Below are 18,163 nucleotides of genomic sequence, written 5' to 3' on the forward strand. Positions count from 1 at the left end.
GTGCGGCGCCTCGTCACGTCGCCCCCGGGACTACCCTTGCCGCTGTCGGATCGCGACTTCACCCGGGGGGACGGCCGTGGCCGCTCGTGAACGGACAGCCGGTGCACCGGACTTGGCGGAGTTGACGCGACGGGCTGCCGCGGCCGCGGTGCCGGACCGGGACGAGGGCCTGGTCGTGTGCGAGAACCTGGTGCGGATCTACCAGACCGAGGGCGTGGAGGTCCAGGCGCTCCAGGGCCTGGACCTGGCCGTGGCCGAGGGCGAGATGATCGCGGTGATCGGGGCGTCCGGCTCCGGCAAGTCCACCCTGCTGGGCATACTCTCCGGCCAGGACGTGCCCACCGCGGGCTCCGCCGAGGTCGCCGGCCACGACCTGCTGGCGATGAAGCGCCGCGCCCGGCTGGAGTACCGGCGCTCCACCGTGGGGTTCGTCTGGCAGCAGACCGCCCGCAACCTGCTGCCGTACCTCTCGGCGGCCGAGAACGTGATGCTGCCGATGACCTACACCGGGGTGCGGCGCTCCGGGCGCCGGGCCCGCGCCGAGGAACTGCTCGACCTGCTCGGCGTCGGCCACTGCCGGGACCGTACCCCCGACGCGCTGTCCGGCGGCGAGCAGCAGCGGGTCGCCATCGCCGTCGCCAACGCCAACGAGCCCCGGGTGCTCTTCGCCGACGAGCCCACCGGCGAACTCGACACCGCCACCAGCGACGAGATCTTCGCCGCGCTGCGGCGGGCCAACGAGGAACTGGGCGTCACCGTGATCGTGGTCACCCACGACACGCTGGTGTCCGAACAGGTCCAGCGCACCGTCCGGATACGCAACGGCCGTACCTCGACCGAGGTGCTGCGGCGGGTCGCCACCGGCGCGGACGGCGTCGAGGCCCTCACCTCCGAGGAGTACGCGGTGCTGGACCGCAACGGGCGGCTGCAGATACCGCGCGAGTTCACCGAGCGCCTGCACCTGCGCAAGCGGGTGCGGCTCGCCCTGGAGTCCGATCACGTCGGCGTGTGGCCGGACACGGCCGCGCGCCAGGCGAAGGCGGCCGCCGACGCGGAGGGCGACGGGACCGGCCCCGTGCCGCCGCCGTCAGCCGAGGCGTAGCACCGCGCCCAGGCGGCGCCTGCGGGCGAGGACGGTCTCCGTGGCCGCCGCGACCAGGATCAGCAGGACCACGCTGCCGACCAGGGCGAGGGTCAGCGCGTAGTCGGTGCGCAGCGCCGGTTGCGTGGCGCCGCCGGTGAACTGGCGCAGGTTCAGCGTCGGCGCCATGAGCCGTGGTTCGACCACGCCGACCAGGGTGCCGCCCACGGCCGCGGCCGCCGCGAGCGGGAGCATCTGCAGGAAGTGCAGCGCCCCGGCCGCCTTGCCGCTGAGACCGAGCGTCCGCAGGAAGGAGGTGGTGCGGCTGCGTTCGTGCGAGGTGAGGATCAGTTCCAGGGCCACCGCGAGCAGGCCGGACAGGGCGGCGAGAACCGAAGCGGTGGCGTAGACGTTCTCCAGGCCGCGGGTCAGGCCGTCGTCGCGCAGGGCGCTGAGCGTCCCGGAGCGGGTGCGGACCGTTGCCAGCGGCCCGAGCGCCCTGGCCGCCGCCGACCGGAGGGCCGCCGTGCTGGTGCCGGGACCGTCGCCCAGGAGCAGCAGCACGGTGGTCCCGGAGGACTGCTGCGGCATGAGGTGGTCGGCGGAGGCGGCGGTGATCAGCAGCGGTGTCCCGGGCGCGAGTTGTGCCGTGATCGGGCCCAGCAGGGGGTCGCGCAGGTCCGCGGCGCTGAGGGTGCCGACGGGGTCCAGGGCCAGCTGCACGGGCGGACGGCCGTGGTCCTCGACGGTGGAGGTGAAGCCGCCGGTGCGCTCGCGCGCCCGCAGGGCGGGCGACACGACGGACGGCAGCGGGACGCCCGCGCCCGCGGTGGTGCCCGACGGGCCGGTCAGCGCGGACCGCAGGGTGCGGGCCAGCGGCGAGTGCGGGGCGAGGGCCGCCAGTTGCCGGGGCTCCACGGTGATCACCGCGACCGACGGGATCTCGGCGCCGTCGGCCTGCCCGACCAGATCCAGCGCGTGCAGATGCTGGAGGGCGGTACGTATCCCGCTCGTGCCGGTCAGCGCGTCCGGTGCGGGCGCGGTGTCCCCGGCGGTGGTCGCGGAGGCGTCGGCGCCGGTGCTCCAGGCCGCGCCCGCCGCCAGGCCGTCGCCGATCGTCCGCTGCACGAGCCCGCCGAACACGGCCGTGCCCAGCGTCAGGACCAGCACGAACAGGGCCAGCCCGGTCGCCGGGGCGTCGTGCGCGGCCCGGGCCGCTCCGATGAAGCCCACGGTGCCCTTGCCGCGGCGGGCCCGCAGGAGCAGCAGCCGCAGGGCGAGCGGGTAGAGCCGCAGCAGGATCAGCACGGTGGCCAGGGCCAGCAGCACCGGCACCGCGCCCAGCACCCAGTCGGGCCCCTGCGACCTCAGCGCGGCCACGCCGGCAGCCGCCGCGAGCAGCACGGTGACCTCCACGACCACGCGCCGGCGGCCGGCGACGGGCCGGCGGGTACGACGCCGGCGGGCGGTCCGTCGTGGCCGGGGCGGTTCGCGGACCGCGAGCCAGGTCAGCAGCGACACCGTCAGCGCCGCGGTCGCGGCGAGCACGGCCGCGGACAGCGGCCGCGGAGTCCCGGAGACCCCGGTGGGAGCGAGCAGGCGGCCGCCCGCCCAGCCGAGCAGCGCGGCGATCACCACCACCGGCCATGCCACGGCACTGCGCAGCAGGACCAGCCGCGCCGTGGAGGCGCCGCGCGCACGCTGCAACCGCAGGTGCTCCTTCCGCCGGCGCAGCAGCAGCCGTACGGCGACCGCCGTCGTGGCCAGCGCGACCGTGGCCAGCGCGTCGACGGCGAACGTGGCGAGCCCGCGGGCCTGGTGGTCCTGCGCGGTGAAGGTGCCGACGAGCGGTGTCAGCGCGTCGGTGACCGTCAGCGGTCCCGTGTGCTGGCTGCCGACCGCGCAGCTCTCGCCGCCGGTGTACGCGTCGGTCCCGCGGCACAGCGCCCGGTCCAGGTCCGTGCCGTAGCGGGACAGCGGGCCGCTCAGCGCGCGGGCCCGGTCGAGCGCCGACTGGCGCAGGTCGGCCCGCAGCTGCCAGGTCACCGAAGGGCCGGGCACCCCGGCCGCGGCCAGCCGGTCGGCGGCGTCGGTGCCGACCAGGCCATTGACGGCGAGCACCGTGCCGCCGGCGTGCTGGGCCGGGTGGCGGGAGGGCTGGACCAGCGACGGCCGGTTGCCCCAGAAGTCGTCGGCGCCGGCCGCGGTCCGGAAGATCCCGCTCACCACCAGCCGCGCGTCGGGCGACCTCTGCAGGGCCGGTACCCGGGCGAACTCGACGCCGAGCCGGCTGCCGGTCCGAACCCCCAGTGCCTGCGCGGTGGCCTGCGACAGGCCGATCTGCGGCGCCGCGCCGATCGGCGTGCGGTCGGCCGGCGCGTGGCCGCTGACGTAGCGCAGATGCGCCCGCGCGTCCGGCAGGTGGCTGATCGCCAGTGTGGTGCTGCTGCCCGTCTCCCCGGGTGGGAGCGGGGAGGTGAGGGTGGCCGGGTTGTAGTCGTAGCCGCCGCTGCCGGCGAAGCTGAGATGCCGCGCCGCGGAGCCGCTGAGCCGGTGGGACAGGGCGCGGCCGTCGCCGAGCAGGGTGGCCATGTCCAGGGCCGGCGGGCCGGAGTTGAAGACCTCCGGCACGGTGCTCAAGGTGATCAGGGGGGCGCCGGCCTGCGCGGCGGCGACGCGTTGCCGTAGCGCCCGGTCCTCCTGGCGGCCCGCGAGCGAGGGGGCCCACGCGCACATGCCCGCCAGCACCAGGACCAGCACCGCCAGGCAGGCGAGCAGCGGCAGATCGCCCCGGGCCTCCTTGCGGACCAGGCGCAGCGTCATCGCCGCACCCGTGCGCCTGCCCGGACCCGGACCCGGACCCGGACGTGCGGCGGGACCCGGCCCCGTATTCGTATCCGCGGCGGTACCCGCACCCGTGTCCATATCCCTGCCTCCGCCCGGGACGCGTCGCGCGGTCCGCCCGGTCCGGTCCTGCCCGGTGACGCGCCTCAACGGTCTTCCCCCGCCCGCAGCACGCGCACCAGGTCCACCCGGGCCAGCAGCCGGGCCAGCGCCAGCACGACCGCACTGACGGCGAGCGCGGTCGCCACCGCGGTCAGCGCCACGGTCCGCCAGGGCATGACCAGCGGCAGCGGCGGATACGGTGCCTGTCCGCTGTCGTCCACGGTGACCAGCGGCAGCACCGCCGACGCCAGCCCCATGCCCATCAACGCCCCCGGGATCACCGCGAACAGCGCCAGACCGACCTGCTCCGTACCCAGCAGCGCGGCCAGCCGTCCGGAACCGACGCCGATCGCCCGCAGCAGCGCGAACTCCTTGCGGCGCTGCCGGGCGGAGATCACCGCGTGGACGGTGAAGGCGATGACCGCGAAGCAGGGCGCCAGGTCGCGCACCAGCTCCAGTACCCGGCGCAGCCCGCTGCGGAACGGGTCGGACCGCAGCGCCGCGGCGGCCTGCGCCGTGGTGGTCACCCGGCCCAGCGCGGGCTGTGCCCGCACGGCGGCGGCCGTGCGCGCGCTGTCGGTGCTGCTGACCCACCAGAACGCCGGGTCCTGCTGCGGGGCACCGGCGCGGGTGAGGGCGCCGGCGAGCAGGCGCTGGTCGGCGATCAGATGCCCCTGCCCGCTGCCCAGTCCGCGCGGCGAGCCGACCCGGCCCACGACCTTGGCGGGCACCGGGGCGCCGCCGCCCAGGTCCAGCGTGGTGGCGCTGCCCACGGTGAGGTGGCCCTCGCGCAGTGCCTGCGCGTCGGCGCGCACGGGAAGCGGCGCCGGTCCGCCGGCGGGCCCGGCCAGCAGCCGCACCTCACTGTCGGGCTGGGTCCTGTCGTCGTCGGCGCCGTCGGTGGCGTCCCCGCCCGGAGTCCGCTGACCGGTGCTGATCGTGGTCCGCAGGACGGCGGAGCCGCCGGCGCGGATCGAGCACACCCCCGGGAAGCCGTAGACGTACGCGCCGGACGTGTCCCCCCGGCAGGCTCCCGCGGCGGCGTCCGCGGCGGCCGCGGTGCCGTCGCTCCACACCTGCCCCCGCGGCAGGGGAGCGGCCCAGCTGTCCGCGGTGCCGCGCGAGCCGATCCGGAGCAGGTCCAGGTCCAGCCGGGCGGGCGCCACCCCCACCTGCGGCAGGACGTTGATCGCGGTCACCGTCAGCGGGTACGCGCGCGGGCGGCCGCCGCCGAGCGCGACGTCCAGGGGGATCGCGAGGGTGTGCCGGGCGCCGTCGGCGGCGGGCAGGGCGGTGGACAGGGTGCTGTCCAGTCCGGCCGCGTCCTGCACGACCAGTTCCAGGTGGGGCGGGGCGGTGTTGCCGTCGCTGCTCAGCTTCTCGTCCAGCATTAGCGTGGTCGGCCGCCCCGGGAGGGTGATCCCGTACGCGGTCGGGGTGGACGTACCAGCCGGGGAGGCCGCACCGGGCGCCGTGGACGTGCCGGGGACGGCCCCGCCGATGGTGGCGTCCAGCTCCTCGCCGGTCCCGCCGGGCAGGTTCACCGTCGCCTGGGTCACCGGCGTCACGGCCGTCACCGCGGGCAGCGCCCGATAGGCGGCGCCCAACACCTCGGCGGGGTAGTCGTTGTCCTGGCCCGGATCGATCCTGACGTCCGCGCCGACCGTGAACGCGGCCTGCTCGGAGGCCAGACCGCCCAGGCACGCCAGCGCGGTGGTGGCGAAGGCGCTCACCGACACGGCCAGGCACATCAGCACCACCGGGCCGGCGTTGCGCGCGGCGCGCCGGCTCAACTGCCACCCGGCCAGCGCGGGGACCAGCCCGCGGCCCCGGCGGCCGAACGCGTCCAGCAGCCGGGAGGTCAGCGGCAGCAGCCGCAGCAGCAGGAGCGCGGCGGCCCCGCTCGCCACGGCCGGGACCAGGACCATCACCGGGTCCACGGACACGCCGCCGATCCCGCCCGCGATCAGCGAGCGGTGCCGCCGCAGTTCCAGGAACCCCAGGATCGCGACGGCCGGCAGCGCCAGATCGGCGCCCCACCGCTGCGCGACGGCCGCCCGCGCGCCCCGGCCCGCCCGCAGCCGCACCGTCGGCAGGACCGGCAGCAGGACCGCCGCGGCGTGCACCAGCAGGGTCAGACCCACCGCCGCCCAGGCGTCGGCGCCGCGGCTGCCGGGGTGCAGCAGCCCGGCCAGGTACGGTGCCGCGACCGCGGCCGGTACGCCGGTGACCGCCCATTCGGCCGCCGCGCCGCGCAGCAGCCGCGGGGTGCCCGCGCCCCTGGCCTGCTGGAGCGCCAACTCGTCGCGCCGGCGCACGGTCATCTGACGGGCGGTCAGCAGCAGGGTGGCGAGCGCGAGGACGGCCAGTATCACGCTCGGCAGATACAGCGCGGACCGGGCCGCCACGGTCGGCACTTCCAGGTCGTCGATCGCCTCCGGAAGACCCGAGGACACCGCCAGGTCGTCCAACGACGGCCGCTGCCCGTGGAACACCGACACGTCGCTCTGGCTGCCGGTGAAGCCGCGCACCCGGTCGTGCAGTCCCGCCAGGTCTCCCGCGCCGAGGTGGGAGAAGTCCGGCTGTACGCTCCAGCGGGCCGTCACGTGCCCGTTCAGCACGGCGCTTCCGTTCAGGGCCGCCGCGGAGACCACCAGCAACTGCTGGCTGCTGCTCTCGCCCTCGGTCAGGTCACCGGCCATCGCGGGCCAGAACCCGACGGCTCCGGCCGCCCGGAAGACGCCGGAGATCCGCAACGTCATGGTGCGTCCGGCGGCGTCCTTCAACCGTACGCGCGAACCCGGGTGGAGCTTCAGGCGCTCGGCCAGCGGCTGGGGCACGGCGGCGTCCACCGGGGCCGTCGAACCCGTGGAGACGCGGACCTCGGGCAGCGAGGTGAACGCGCCGGCCGGGGCGTCCGCCGTGCCGGCCGGCCAACTCCCCGCGACCAACTGCCCGTACCTGCCCGGGTCCTGCACCGCGACCGGGTGCAGCCCGCTGCCGCCGGGCCCGCGCGGCGGCCCCTCGACGCCGTCGACACCGGTCACCGACACCGCCGAAGTGCCCAGTAACCCCACGGACGTTCGCTGCGGCACGCTCCCGAAGACCCGCGCGGCGGCGGCCCGTACACTCCGGTCGGCGGCCGCCATCCCCCCGGCCCGGAACGACGCGTTGACCGACACCTGCGCGTCGATGTCGGCGGCCAGCCGCCGGTCCGCCTCGGACTCCACCGAACGCCCCGCCAGCGTCACGAGAGTTGCGAGGGCGGTCGCGCACAGGAGTACGGTCACCGCGACCGCGGCCAGCACCAGGCCGTGCTGCGTCGAGCGTCTCGCTGCCGCGGGAAGGCGGCGCGGTGCGCGGGTGACGGCCGTTCCGACCACGTGAACCCCCGTCCGCGGTCTCGAACATGTGACGTAGCGGTGCGTCGCAGTCCTACCAGGCCGCGCCCCGCCGACGCAATGTCGGTCCCCCTGAGGGTGCCCTGACCCCCCGGGTTGCCCCGTCCTGTCGGCTGAGGGACCACCCGCCGGTGGTGGGCTTGTCGCGCAGTTCCCCGCGCCCCTGGGTTGCTGCGGAAGGAGCCGCAGCAACCCAGGGGCGCGGGTGGTCCCGGGGCCGGGAAAGGGGCAGCCCGGGGGGTCAGGGGCGCCGTCTCACCGTGCGGGGGCCCGTGACGTCGGCGCCCACGGCGACCACGCGGGAGCGGAGGCCGCGGTCGGCGGTGACCACGAGACAGGGACGGGCTTCGCCCCCGTGGCCGCTTTCGCCTGCGCGGGCCTCCGCCGCCACCTCGGCGATGAGGTCGTCACCGCTGCCCGGCGCGGAGCGGACCGTCACACCGGGGACGGAGCCGACCCCGCGGGCCGCGCCCTCCACGACGAGGACCACGTCCAGGGGGACGCCGACCGTCCAGGGCGGCGCGGGGCCGTCCGCGGGAAGCCCGGCGGTCGCGTAGGGCACGAGAGCGTCACGCAGGCGCTCGGCGGCCGCGTACCGGTCGCGCCACCAACCGTCCGGCACGGAGCCGACCACGTTCGCGCCGTCGACGACGAGCAGTGGTCGTTCGGTCACGCCCCCCACCCTCGCACACGCGCCTCACTGCAGCGGGGGCGCGGCCGGCTCGGGCTGGGGTGTCGGCGGGATCGGGTCCGGCGCGGGGGAGGGCGGTGTCGGCTCGGGGCCGGGAGGCGTCGGAACGGGATCGGGAGCCGGCCCGGGTACCGGGTTCGGCGTGGGGTTCGGTACGGGGCTGGGTCCGGGTCCGGGTCCCGGCGTCGGGTCCGGACCCGGCGAGGGGCCGCCGGGGCGCGGCGGCGTCGGCGTCGGGAATGGCTCGGTCATCATGTCCTCCCAGGTCGGTACGGCACGGGACGTGAACGCGCCCCGCGATCGACGCCCTGTCGCTTACCCGATGCCCCCGCGGGCATGCCGCCCGCGGCCCGTGCGGGTGAACCCGGTGAGGATCGGCAACCGTGTCCCCATCCGCCATGTCCCTCCGGGCAACCCCATCCCGAGGAAGGGAGCCGAACCCGTGCCCATGGACCGCAGAGTCCCCGCGCAGCGCCTCGGCGGCGCCGACGGCCTCGCCCATGTCGTGATCACCGCCCGGGACGAGGCCAGCGCCTACCGGGTCTTCGACGCGCTGGTGGAGCGCTTTCCCGGCGTCGAGGCGCCCGTCCCGTGGCCCGCCCGCCCCGGCCTGGTCGCGCTGCGCGTCCTCACCCCGACCCTCCTCGCGCCCCTCGGCCCCACCGTCGGCTCGCCGCCGTCCCCGCCCCCGCCCCCTCCCTCGGACCGCCCGCACGGCCGCTCCCGCACGTCGCGTCCGTCATCGGGTGATAATGGCCATGATGACCATCATTCCGGCAAAAGCGATAACCGTCCCCGAAAGTGACGAAGCCACCCTGGTGATGCGTCGCGCGTACGTGGTCCCCGGTCCCCGGCCCGACCCCGGAGCAGTTGGATGACAGCTCGCAAGCGCCTGGCCCGCGGCCGCTACGACCCCCGCGTGGGCCCCTCCGTCTCCGGCCGTCCCGTCTCCCCGGCGATCGGCCCGGAGGAGCGGCTCGCCATGAACGGCATGGGCAGCTTCGACTGGGACCTCGACCAGGGCGTCTTCGACCTCGACGAGGCGGGGCTGCGCGTGTTCGACCTGCGGCCCGAGGAGTTCAACCGCAGCCCCGACGCGCTGGTGCTGCGCGTCACCCACGAGGAGGGCGACCGGATCGACCGCGAGCTGCGCCGCGCCATGCAGTCCGGCCGGCGCAGCTACGGCGGCTACTTCCAGATCACCCGCCGGGACGGCGTCAAGCAGTGGACCCACACCCAGGGCACGATCCTGCGCGACGAGCACGGCTACGCGCACCGCGTCGTCGGCATCGTCAGGGACGCCACCGACGACCTCACCCAGGCCCCGCCCGCCGCCGCCCCCGCCGACGGCGAGGTGCCGCCGCGCCACAGCTTCTCCTCGATCGTCGGCCGTATCACCGAGGCGCTCTCGCACGCCGTCACCATCGACGACGTCACCGCCGTGCTGACCGGCGTCGGGGGCGTCGAGCGGTTCCGCGCGGACGGGCTGACCCTCTCGCTGGTGGAGGGCAGCAACATGAGGTTCGTCGCCACGGCCGGCGAACTCATGCGCGGGGTGCCCTCGTTCAAGCCGGTCCGGCTGATCGAGTCACTGCCGCTCGCCGACACCGTGCTGACCCAGCAGCCCCAGTTCTTCGCCGACAACGACGAACTGGAGGCCCGCTTCCCGTTGGCGCGCCCGTTCGTCGAGAAGATCGGGATGGACGCCTGCGCCTTCCTCCCGCTGATCGCCCAGTCCCACTCCATCGGCGGGCTCGCCCTCTTCTACCGCGGCCGCACCCGGTTCAGCCGCGAGGACCGGGAGCTGTGCGCGGCGCTGGCCGGCATCCTCGCCCAGTCCCTGCAGCGCGCCATCCTCTTCGACCAGGAACGCGAGTTCGCCACCGGACTCCAGGCCACGATGCTGCCCCGGCACGTCCCGCGCTTCGACGGCGCCGAGATCGCGGTGCGCTACCACGCCGCCTCCAGCGGCCGGGAGGTCGGCGGCGACTGGTACGACGTCGTGGCGCTGCCGCAGAACCGGGTCGGCCTGGTGGTCGGCGACGTCCAGGGGCACGACACCCACGCGGCCGCCGTGATGGGCCAGTTGAGGATCGCCCTGCGCGCCTACGCCGCCGAGGGACACCCGCCGTCCACCGTGCTGGCCCGGGCCTCCCGCTTCCTCGCCGAACTCGACACCGAGCGCTTCGCCACCTGCGGATACGCCCAACTCGACCTCACCACCGGCACGTTGTGGACCGCGAGGGCCGGCCATCTCGGCCCGCTGATCCGGCACACCGACGGGCGTACCGGCTGGCCGAACGTCCGCGGCGGCCTCCCGCTGGGCCTGGCCACCTCGTTCGACCTCCAGGAGTTCCCCGAGACCCGGCTCGACCTGGTCCCCGGCGAGACCCTGGTGTTCTGCACCGACGGCCTGGTCGAGGAGCGCGACGCGGACATCACCATCGGCATGGAGGCGCTTGCCGAGGCCGTCCACCACGGCCCGCAGCGCGCCGAGGAGTTGGCCGACCACCTCGCCGACAACCTCTGGCAGCGCTGGGGTTCCAACGACGACGTGGCGCTGCTCATCCTGCGCCGCTCCCCGGACCCCGGCACCACCCGCGCGCCCCGCATCCACCAGTACGTCCACCAGGCCGACCCCGAGGGGCTGGCAGACGCCCGGCTCGCGCTGCGCCAGGCCCTCACCGCCTGGGAGCTGGACGACCTGTCCGACGACATCGAGCTGGCCGCCGGCGAACTGCTCGTCAACGTCCTGCTGCACACGGAGGGCGGCGCCGTCCTCACCCTCGAAGTGCTGCCGGAACCGGTGCGCCGGGTCCGGCTGTCCGTGCAGGACCGCTCCAGCGTCTGGCCGCGCCGCCGTACCCCCGGCGAGGCCGCCACCTCCGGCCGCGGCCTGCTGATGATCGACGCGCTCGCCGACAACTGGGGCGTCGAACCGCGCGGCGACGGCAAGGCCGTGTGGTGCGAGTTCGGCCCCGAGGACGGCGAGGACGGCGAGGACGGGGAGGGCGACGAGGACGGGGAGAGCGACGAGAGGGCCGAGGGGGAGGGCGGCGGGGGCGGCGGCGGGGTCACCGACACCGACCCCACCGCCTGACCCGTGCTCAACTCACGTTCAGCGCCGTGTCGTCGATGACGAACGAGGTCTGGAGCTTCGACCCCTCCACGCCGGTGAACTTCACCGTCACCGTCTGACCCGCGTACGCGCTCAGGTCGAAGCTGCGCTGCGTGTAGCCGGACGCCGCGTTCGTGTTGGAGTACGTCGCCAGCGTGGACAGCACCGTGCCCGAGGAGTTGAGCACCTGTGCGGTCAGCGTGTCGTACGCCGTCGTGCCCGTCTCCGCGGTGTCGATGTGCAGCCAGTAGCTCAACGAGGCGGAGCAGCCGGACGGGATGGACACGCTCTGTGACAACGTGTCGTTGGTGGCGGTGCCGTAGCCGTCCAGCCACGCCTTGTACGAGCCGGTGTGCGCGGCCTCCGCGGTGGCGTTCGTGATCACCTTGCTGCTCGCCGTCCAGCCCGTGTTGCCCGACTCGAAGCCCGGGTTGGCGAGCAGTTGCGCGGAGGTGCAGCCGCCCGAACCGCCCGTGGTGGAGCCGGTGGTGGAGCCGGACGACGTGCCCGAGGACGTACCGGAGGAGGTGCCTGACGACGCGCCTGACGACGTGCCGGAGCTGGTGCCTCCGGTGGTGCCGCCGCTGCCGCCGCCGGCCAGCCACGCGGTGGCGTTGAGCGCGAGGGCCGCGTCGGTGCCGCGCGTGTCGTTCCACCCGTCGTACAGGGTGTTGCCCGACTGGCCGGTGCCGTCGTCGACCGGCGAGCTGTCACCCCAGATCGCCACCCGGCCGCTGCCGAAGGTGCTGGTGACGAAGAACGCGCCGGTGTTGCCGGAGTAACCCGTGCGGTACAGCAGCCCCTTGACGGCCGAGTTGTCGGCCGGCTTGAGGGTGAAGGTGGTGCCGTCCGCGATGATGCTGCCGGTCACGGTGCCGAACGGGCCGTGCAGCACCGGGTCGGAACTGTCGCTGATCGCCTTGGGGGTGTCGGTGCTGATGTCGAGCAGGTCCACGGAGAAGCCGAACGGGTCGGAGTTGTCCACCCCGTTGTTGGTCAGCAGGTCGTTGATCACCTTCGGCGAGTCGTAGCCGTCGTTGTTCCGGTCGCTGCCGTTGTGGTCGGAGATCAGGAACAGGCCGCCGCCGTTCTTGACGAACGTCATCACCGCGGTCTTCTCGGCGGCGCTCAGCTGGGTGTTGGGCTCGTCGAGCACGAACTCGTCGAAGTTGCTCAGGTCCTGCGGGTTGGAGGAGTCGCCGTAGGTGATGGTCTTGCCGGACGGCAGCGTCGCCAACTGGTAGCCGCCGGCCTTCTGCAGGGCCACGCCCCACGACGACAGCGCGCCGGTCCAGTCGGTCTCCTTGCTCGGCGAGGAGTTCTCGCCCAGCGGGTCGGGCTGGCTGGTGCTGATGATCCAGTCGGCGTTGCCGGCCGTCTCGGCCTTCGTGTTGTCGAACAGCACGCGGTGGGTCGCGGCGGCGGCCGGGGCGGCCCCGGTCCGCGGGTCGGCCGCGGCCTGCGCGCTGCCGCCGGACAGCCCCAGACCGCCGAGCGCGGCCACCGCGCCCAGCGCGGCGATCGCGCCGACCAGCACGCGGCTGCGGGGGACCAGCGGGACACGCGGCAGCCGCGGCGCCCGGTCGGCGTCGGCGGTACGGGATCTGCGGGGCGAGCCGGTGGTGCCAGGGACTCGGAAAGCGGGCATCCGTCAACCTCCAGGTGGGGGGGTGCAGGGGGGAACCGTCATCGGAAGCGGGCGTGCGGGTGCGGTACATGGTGCGCCACCTGATTCTCCGCGCGTAGAGCCCGAGAAGCATGTGTCTGGTGTGACGAATCGGTGAACGTCCCTCGAAGCACACGAGTGCGCGGCGGTCCCGGGCGCCACCACGGTGGCCCCCGTGCTGTCGCGGACCGGGCCGCGGCGGGTGACGATGGCTCCGGGCCCGCGGGCACCCGGCGCTGGTACGGGTATCGGCACGGCACCCGGGTAGGGGCACGACAACGGCACAGCACCGCACCGGGGGGCAGAGGAGGAGCAGCAGATGCCCATCGCCACCGTGGACCCCGCCACCGGCCGGACCCTCAAGACGTTCGAGCCGATGGACGCGGCCGCCGTCGAGGAGCGGATCGCCCGGGCGGAGAGCGCCTTCCGGGAGCACCGCGAGACCGACTTCGCCACCCGGGCCGCACTGATGCGCGCCGCGGCCGACCTGCTGGACAGCGAGCGCGACACCATCGCGCGGACCATGACCACGGAGATGGGCAAGACCCTCGCTGCCGCCCGCGCGGAGGCCGCCAAGTGCGCCAAGGCGATGCGCTGGTACGCCGATCGGGCCGAAGGGCTGCTGGCCGACGAGCACCCCGACCCGGCCGACGTGGCCGACAGCGGCGCGCACCGCGCGGTCGTCCGCTACCGCCCGCTCGGCGTCGTGCTGGCGGTCATGCCGTGGAACTTCCCGCTGTGGCAGGTGATCCGCTTCGCCGCGCCCGCGCTGATGGCGGGCAACACCGGCCTGCTCAAGCACGCCTCGAACGTCCCGCAGACCGCGCTCTACCTCGGCGACCTCTTCCACCGGGCGGGCTTCCCCGAGGGCTGCTTCCAGACGCTGCTGATCGGTTCCGGCGCCGTGGAGGATGTGGTGCGCGACCCGCGGGTGGCCGCCGCCACCCTCACCGGCAGCGAGGGCGCCGGCCGCGCGGTGGCCGCGGCGGCCGGCGACGCGATCAAGCCGACGGTGCTCGAACTCGGCGGCAGCGACCCGTTCGTGGTGATGCCGTCGGCCGCCGCCGAACTCGACGCCGCCGCGTCCACCGCCGTCACCGCCCGGGTGCAGAACAACGGCCAGTCCTGTATCGCGGCCAAGCGGTTCATCGTGCACGAGGACGTGTACGACGCGTTCGCCGAGCGCTTCGTGGCGGCCATGGAGCGGCTGACCGTCGGCGATCCGACCGCCGAGTCCACCGACGTCGGGCCGGTCTCCACCGAGCAGGGCCGCGCCGACCTGGAGGAACTGGTCCAGGACGCGCTGTCCCGGGGCGCCGAGGCGCTGTGCGGCGGCCACCGCCCCGCGGCACTCCCCGACGGCTGGTACTACGAGCCCACCGTGCTCGCCGGCGTCACCGACGCGATGCGCATCCACCGCGAGGAGGCGTTCGGCCCGGTCGCCACCCTCTACCGGGTGCCCGACCTCGACGCGGCCGTCGCGCTCGCCAACGACACGCCGTTCGGGCTCAGTTCCAACGTCTGGACCCGCGACGCGGACGAGCAGCGCCGCTTCGCCCGCGACCTCGAAGCCGGTGGTGTCTTCTTCAACGGGATGACCGCCTCCCACCCCGCCCTGCCCTTCGGCGGCGTGAAGCGCTCCGGATACGGCCGGGAGCTGTCCGCGCAGGGCATCCGGGCGTTCTGCAACGTCACCACGGTGTGGTTCGGGCGCTGAACGGAGCAGGGCGCGGCGGCGTGCGGGCCGTACTGGCGCGGAGGGCGGCGGAACCTCTCCGCGCCGGTGTCAGGGCCGGTCCGGCAGGGTGCGCAGCGCGGCCGCGGTCAGGGTGGAGGCGGTGCGCACCGCGCTGGCGATCGCCGCGTCGGGGGCGAGCCCGCACAGGTCGGTGAGGCAGAAGAGCGCCTCCGCGCTGACGGCCACCGCGAGGTCGCGTTCGAGCTGGGCGAGCCGTTCGGGGTCGGCCGCCAGGAACGCCTCGCGGACGGGTTCGAGGGCGTGCTCGATCAGCCCGAACCGGATGCCCGGCCGGGCGCTCGCCGCCTCGGGGCGGGTGATGGTGGCCGCGATCATGGCCCGCACCGCGCCCTGGCGGGCGAGGGTGCCGCGCAGCAGGAACGCGCAGGCGAACGCGACGCGTTCGACCGGATCGGTCGACCCGGCGACCGGCGCCAGCGCGTCGGCGGGCTCCGGCCAAGCGCCGGCCAGCGCCTCGCCGATCAGCGAGGCGAGGTCGGGGAAGTACCGGTAGGCGGTGGCCTCGGAGACCAGCGCGGCGCGGGCGATCTCCGGCATCGTCACCTCGCGGCCGGACCCGACGAGGTCGCGCGCGGCGGCGATGATCGCCGCGCGGGTGCGCTTCTTCTGGTTGCTGCGCCCGGTGGCGGCCGGTGCGGTCATCGTCCCGTTCCTTCCTGTCTGTCAGCCTTCATCGTAGCACTGGACTCTCTTCATGAGAGTTGACTTGCATGATGAGAGCGAGCGTCCTACCTTTGTGAGAGCGAACTCTTACGAATGAGTGAAGGAGCTGGCAGCCATGACCGAGGTCTCCGTGATCGGCCCCGACGGCGGCGAGGTGATCGAGCTGGGCGGGACCCGGATGCGCATCCTTGAGGACGGCGCCACCACCGGGCACCGGCTCGGCATCGGTGAGATCACCATCGCCCCGCACACCGAGGGCCCGCCGCAGCACCGGCACGCCGAGCACGACGAGGGCTTCTACGTCGTCTCCGGCACCGTGCACTTCACCGTCGGCGACACCGTCCACGTCGCACCGGCCGGGTCGCTCGCGATGGTCCCGCCCGGCGCACCGCACACCTTCGCCAACCACGGCGACGAACCCGCGGTCGTCCTCAACACCTTCACGCCCGACCTGTACGTGCGGTACTTCCGCGACCTGCGCGACATGATCGCCGCCGGCCAGCAGTTGGACCGGCAGGCGACCATCCGCACCATGAGCCGCTACGCCACCGTGCCGGCCGACGACTTCGCGTGAGCTGCGGCCGTTCCGGCCGTCGGCCCCTCGCCGCCGACCGGCCCGCGTCCTGCCCGGCCCTGACCCGGCTCGACCCGCACCGACTCGCATCGCACCGACTCGACCCGCCCGCATCCGCCCGAGGAGCAACCCGATGACCAGCACCACCACCCGCACGCTCGCCCTCACCGTGAGCGGAGGCACCCTCGACCTCACCGTCACCATCGACGACCACGACCACGACCACGACCACGACCACGACCACGACCACGACCGGAGCCGGACCTTCCTGATGCTGCACGGCGGTGGCGGACCGCAGACCGTCGCGCCGTTCGCCCGCCGGCTCGCCGACGAGCGGCCGGCCCGGGTGATCACCCCCGTCCACCCCGGCTTCGGCGGCACCGCCCGGCCCGGCTGGCTGAGCGATCCGGCGGGTGTCGCCGAGGTCTACGCGGCGCTGCTCGACGCGCTCGACGTCCACGACGTCATCGTGGTCGGCAACTCCGTCGGCGGCTGGATCGCCGCCGAACTCGCCCTGCTCGGCAGCGACCGCGTCGCCGGGGTCGCCATCGTCAACGGCGTCGGCATCCGCGTGCCGGGCCACCCCGTCGCCGACACCCGCGGGCTGACGCCCGTCGAGCTGTCCCGGCTCTCCTTCCACGACCCCTCGAAGTTCCGCTTCGACCCCTCCGCGCTGTCCGACGAGCAGCGCGCGGTCGCCGCCGCCAACAGTGCCGCGCTCCAGACATACGCGGGCACGGACATGGGGGACCCGACGCTGCGCGAGCGCCTGGCGAAGGTCGATCATCCGACGGTGGTGCTGTGGGGCGAGAGCGACCGGGTGGTGGACACCGACTACGGGCGGGCCTTCGCGCAGGCCGTCCCGGGCGCGCAGTTCGTGCCGCTGCCCGGCACCGGCCACATGCCCCAAGTGGAGACGCCCGAGGAATTCCTGCCGGTGATCTGGGAGTTCGCCACGACGCGGGGCTGAACCCGGCAGCCGGCGACGGTGTGCGGAGGGGCATCTTAGAACAGCGCCCCGCACGTACCAGTGGAAAATGCCAGAACTCCCCGAACCGGGTGGCACGGTGCGTAACTTGCTCGTCACCGCCCAGTCGGCGGTGGCCCAACGGGCCCTGCACCGAGGGGAGTCGTGTGTCCGGGATCGACGAGTGCCTGCTCGAGGCGATGACGCTGCCGGGGGCGAGGGGCGCCGCGCTGGTGGAGTGGATCAGCGGACTCGCGCTCGGCAAGGTCGGGGAGGCGCCGGACGGCGACCATGAGGCGATGGCCGCGCAGACCGCCGACTTCGCGCGGGCCGCCGCCGAGCACCCGGTGTTCGCCGGCCCGCAGGCCGTCGCCGAGGCGGGCGCGGCGGGGGAGAAGGGTCCGCTGGTCGAGGACGTCGTGGTGGTCACCCGCACCGGTTACCACCTGCTGCGCTTCGTCGAAGCCCCGTACGAGGGCGGGGTGTTCCTGCACCTATGGCTGGACAAGTCGCACGCCAACCTCGCGCTCGCGCTGATCCGGATACGCGACCTCGCCCAGCGGCTGGTGCTCGCATGACGGCCGCCCCCGCCCCCGACACCCCCGCCGTACCCGGTGCGCCCCCGGCCGCCCTCGCCCCGGTCCCCGACCGGCCCGCCCCCGACCGGCCCGCACCAGCCCCCGACCCGCCTGCCTCCGACGCCCCCGGCCCCGCCACACCGCTCTCCCCGATGCTGGTGCGCCTCGCCGAGCAGCGTGCGACCGGGGCGCTGCTGCGCGACACCGGCACCCTCTACCTCCTCGACGGTGCGGTGGTGCACGCCGAGAGCCCGGCCGCGCCCGGGATCGAGGTGCTGCTGACGGTCGGCGGCCGGCTGTCCGCGGAGGCGTGGCAGGAGGCGGTGCGCCAGGGCGGCGCGCAGGGCCGGACCGCCCGCTGGCTGCTGGACCACCACCGGCTGTCCGAGGGGGAGTTGGAGATCAGCGAACTCGGCACGCTCTTCGACGCCGCCTTCTTCGTGCTGGCGCCCACCGGCGGCCCGACCCGGTTCCGGCACGGCGCCGCGCACTGGTTCGGGCCGGTGCGCCCGGTGCCGCTGAGCGAGGTGGAGCGGGAGTCCCGCAGGCGGCGCCGGTTCCTGGACACGCTGTGGCCGTGCCCCCAGCTCGACGCGGCACCCGTACGGCCCCGGCACGACCCTCGGCTGCCGCAGGACCGGGCGGCGCGAGGCGGGTTGGCTGCGCTGCCGGGTCACCGAGCCGCTGGCAGGCCAGCCCTTCTACACCACCTCGCCCAC

General features: G+C 74.9%; 13 protein-coding genes. 8 read left to right on the forward strand and 5 right to left on the reverse strand.

The genetic code is table 11. From position 1 onward, the window contains the following. The first annotated feature begins 112 nt into the window (after positions 1–112). Complete coding sequence (locus tag AB0399_RS32285; protein ID WP_366413742.1) at positions 113–1,102, forward strand: ABC transporter ATP-binding protein; 990 nt, start codon at positions 113–115, stop codon at positions 1,100–1,102. On the opposite strand, the gene AB0399_RS32290 is transcribed toward AB0399_RS32285, so the two are convergent. The 3 genes from AB0399_RS32290 to AB0399_RS32300 all read right to left on the reverse strand — a co-directional run bounded on the left by AB0399_RS32290 (position 1,088) and on the right by AB0399_RS32300 (position 8,101). After that, complete coding sequence (locus AB0399_RS32290) at positions 1,088–3,904, reverse strand: hypothetical protein (RefSeq protein ID WP_366413743.1); 2,817 nt, start codon at positions 3,902–3,904, stop codon at positions 1,088–1,090. The genes AB0399_RS32285 and AB0399_RS32290 overlap by 15 nt on opposite strands. A gap of 167 nt (positions 3,905–4,071) precedes the next feature. Continuing rightward, entirely contained in the window at positions 4,072–7,410 is a 3,339-nt protein-coding gene (locus tag AB0399_RS32295; RefSeq protein WP_366413744.1) for an ABC transporter permease, read from the reverse strand. Positions 7,411–7,669: 259 nt separating this feature from the next. Next, entirely contained in the window at positions 7,670–8,101 is a 432-nt protein-coding gene (locus AB0399_RS32300; RefSeq protein WP_366413745.1) for an NTP pyrophosphohydrolase, read from the reverse strand. A gap of 466 nt (positions 8,102–8,567) precedes the next feature. On the opposite strand from AB0399_RS32300, the gene AB0399_RS32305 reads away from it, so the two are divergent. Together AB0399_RS32305 and AB0399_RS32310 are read left to right on the forward strand one after the other, a co-directional pair. Then, positions 8,568–8,924, forward strand: coding sequence for a hypothetical protein (locus AB0399_RS32305; protein WP_366413746.1), 357 nt, complete (start codon positions 8,568–8,570; stop codon positions 8,922–8,924). Positions 8,925–9,101: 177 nt separating this feature from the next. After that, positions 9,102–11,219, forward strand: a complete 2,118-nt coding sequence (locus tag AB0399_RS32310) for a SpoIIE family protein phosphatase (protein ID WP_366413752.1) — start codon at positions 9,102–9,104, stop codon at positions 11,217–11,219. Between the two features lie 7 nt (positions 11,220–11,226). Here the strand turns inward: AB0399_RS32310 and AB0399_RS32315 are convergent, their stop codons facing one another. Next, positions 11,227–12,885 carry a hydrolase gene (locus AB0399_RS32315; RefSeq protein WP_366413747.1) on the reverse strand — a complete coding sequence of 553 codons (1,659 nt, stop codon included), beginning with the start codon at positions 12,883–12,885 and terminating at the stop codon, positions 11,227–11,229. 337 nt (positions 12,886–13,222) lie between these two features. On the opposite strand from AB0399_RS32315, the gene AB0399_RS32320 reads away from it, so the two are divergent. Then, positions 13,223–14,620, forward strand: a complete 1,398-nt coding sequence (locus AB0399_RS32320) for an NADP-dependent succinic semialdehyde dehydrogenase (protein WP_366413748.1) — start codon at positions 13,223–13,225, stop codon at positions 14,618–14,620. A 69-nt stretch (positions 14,621–14,689) separates the two neighbouring features. On the opposite strand, the gene AB0399_RS32325 is transcribed toward AB0399_RS32320, so the two are convergent. Beyond that, positions 14,690–15,304, reverse strand: a complete 615-nt coding sequence (locus AB0399_RS32325) for a TetR/AcrR family transcriptional regulator (RefSeq protein WP_366413749.1) — start codon at positions 15,302–15,304, stop codon at positions 14,690–14,692. Positions 15,305–15,440: 136 nt separating this feature from the next. Here AB0399_RS32325 and AB0399_RS32330 point away from each other — a divergent pair, with 136 nt between their 5' ends. The 4 genes from AB0399_RS32330 to AB0399_RS32345 all read left to right on the forward strand — a co-directional run. Then, positions 15,441–15,899 carry a cupin domain-containing protein gene (locus AB0399_RS32330; RefSeq protein ID WP_329371819.1) on the forward strand — a complete coding sequence of 153 codons (459 nt, stop codon included), beginning with the start codon at positions 15,441–15,443 and terminating at the stop codon, positions 15,897–15,899. Positions 15,900–16,032: 133 nt separating this feature from the next. Next, the gene (locus AB0399_RS32335; protein ID WP_366413750.1) at positions 16,033–16,869 is read left to right on the forward strand and encodes an alpha/beta hydrolase; all 837 of its coding nucleotides are present in this window, start codon (positions 16,033–16,035) and stop codon (positions 16,867–16,869) included. A gap of 164 nt (positions 16,870–17,033) precedes the next feature. Beyond that, a complete protein-coding gene (locus AB0399_RS32340; RefSeq protein ID WP_366413751.1) occupies positions 17,034–17,444 on the forward strand; it encodes a hypothetical protein in 411 nt (136 codons plus the stop codon). A gap of 152 nt (positions 17,445–17,596) precedes the next feature. Beyond that, positions 17,597–18,163, forward strand: a 567-nt coding sequence (locus tag AB0399_RS32345; RefSeq protein ID WP_366413753.1) for a transcriptional regulator, incomplete at its 3' end; no start/stop codon positions are given.

Source organism: Streptomyces sp. NPDC088194, from assembly GCF_040702025.1.
GTDB lineage: Bacteria > Actinomycetota > Actinomycetes > Streptomycetales > Streptomycetaceae > Actinacidiphila.

Coding starts and splice junctions, on each gene's coding strand:
- AB0399_RS32305 (WP_366413746.1), top strand. CDS start 8,568: ATGGACCGCAGAGTCCCCGCGCAGCGCCTCGGCGGCGCCGACGGCCTC.
- AB0399_RS32320 (WP_366413748.1), top strand. CDS start 13,223: ATGCCCATCGCCACCGTGGACCCCGCCACCGGCCGGACCCTCAAGACG.
- AB0399_RS32315 (WP_366413747.1), bottom strand. CDS start 12,885: ATGCCCGCTTTCCGAGTCCCTGGCACCACCGGCTCGCCCCGCAGATCC.
- AB0399_RS32330 (WP_329371819.1), top strand. CDS start 15,441: ATGACCGAGGTCTCCGTGATCGGCCCCGACGGCGGCGAGGTGATCGAG.
- AB0399_RS32335 (WP_366413750.1), top strand. CDS start 16,033: ATGACCAGCACCACCACCCGCACGCTCGCCCTCACCGTGAGCGGAGGC.
- AB0399_RS32290 (WP_366413743.1), bottom strand. CDS start 3,904: ATGACGCTGCGCCTGGTCCGCAAGGAGGCCCGGGGCGATCTGCCGCTG.
- AB0399_RS32325 (WP_366413749.1), bottom strand. CDS start 15,304: ATGACCGCACCGGCCGCCACCGGGCGCAGCAACCAGAAGAAGCGCACC.
- AB0399_RS32310 (WP_366413752.1), top strand. CDS start 9,102: ATGAACGGCATGGGCAGCTTCGACTGGGACCTCGACCAGGGCGTCTTC.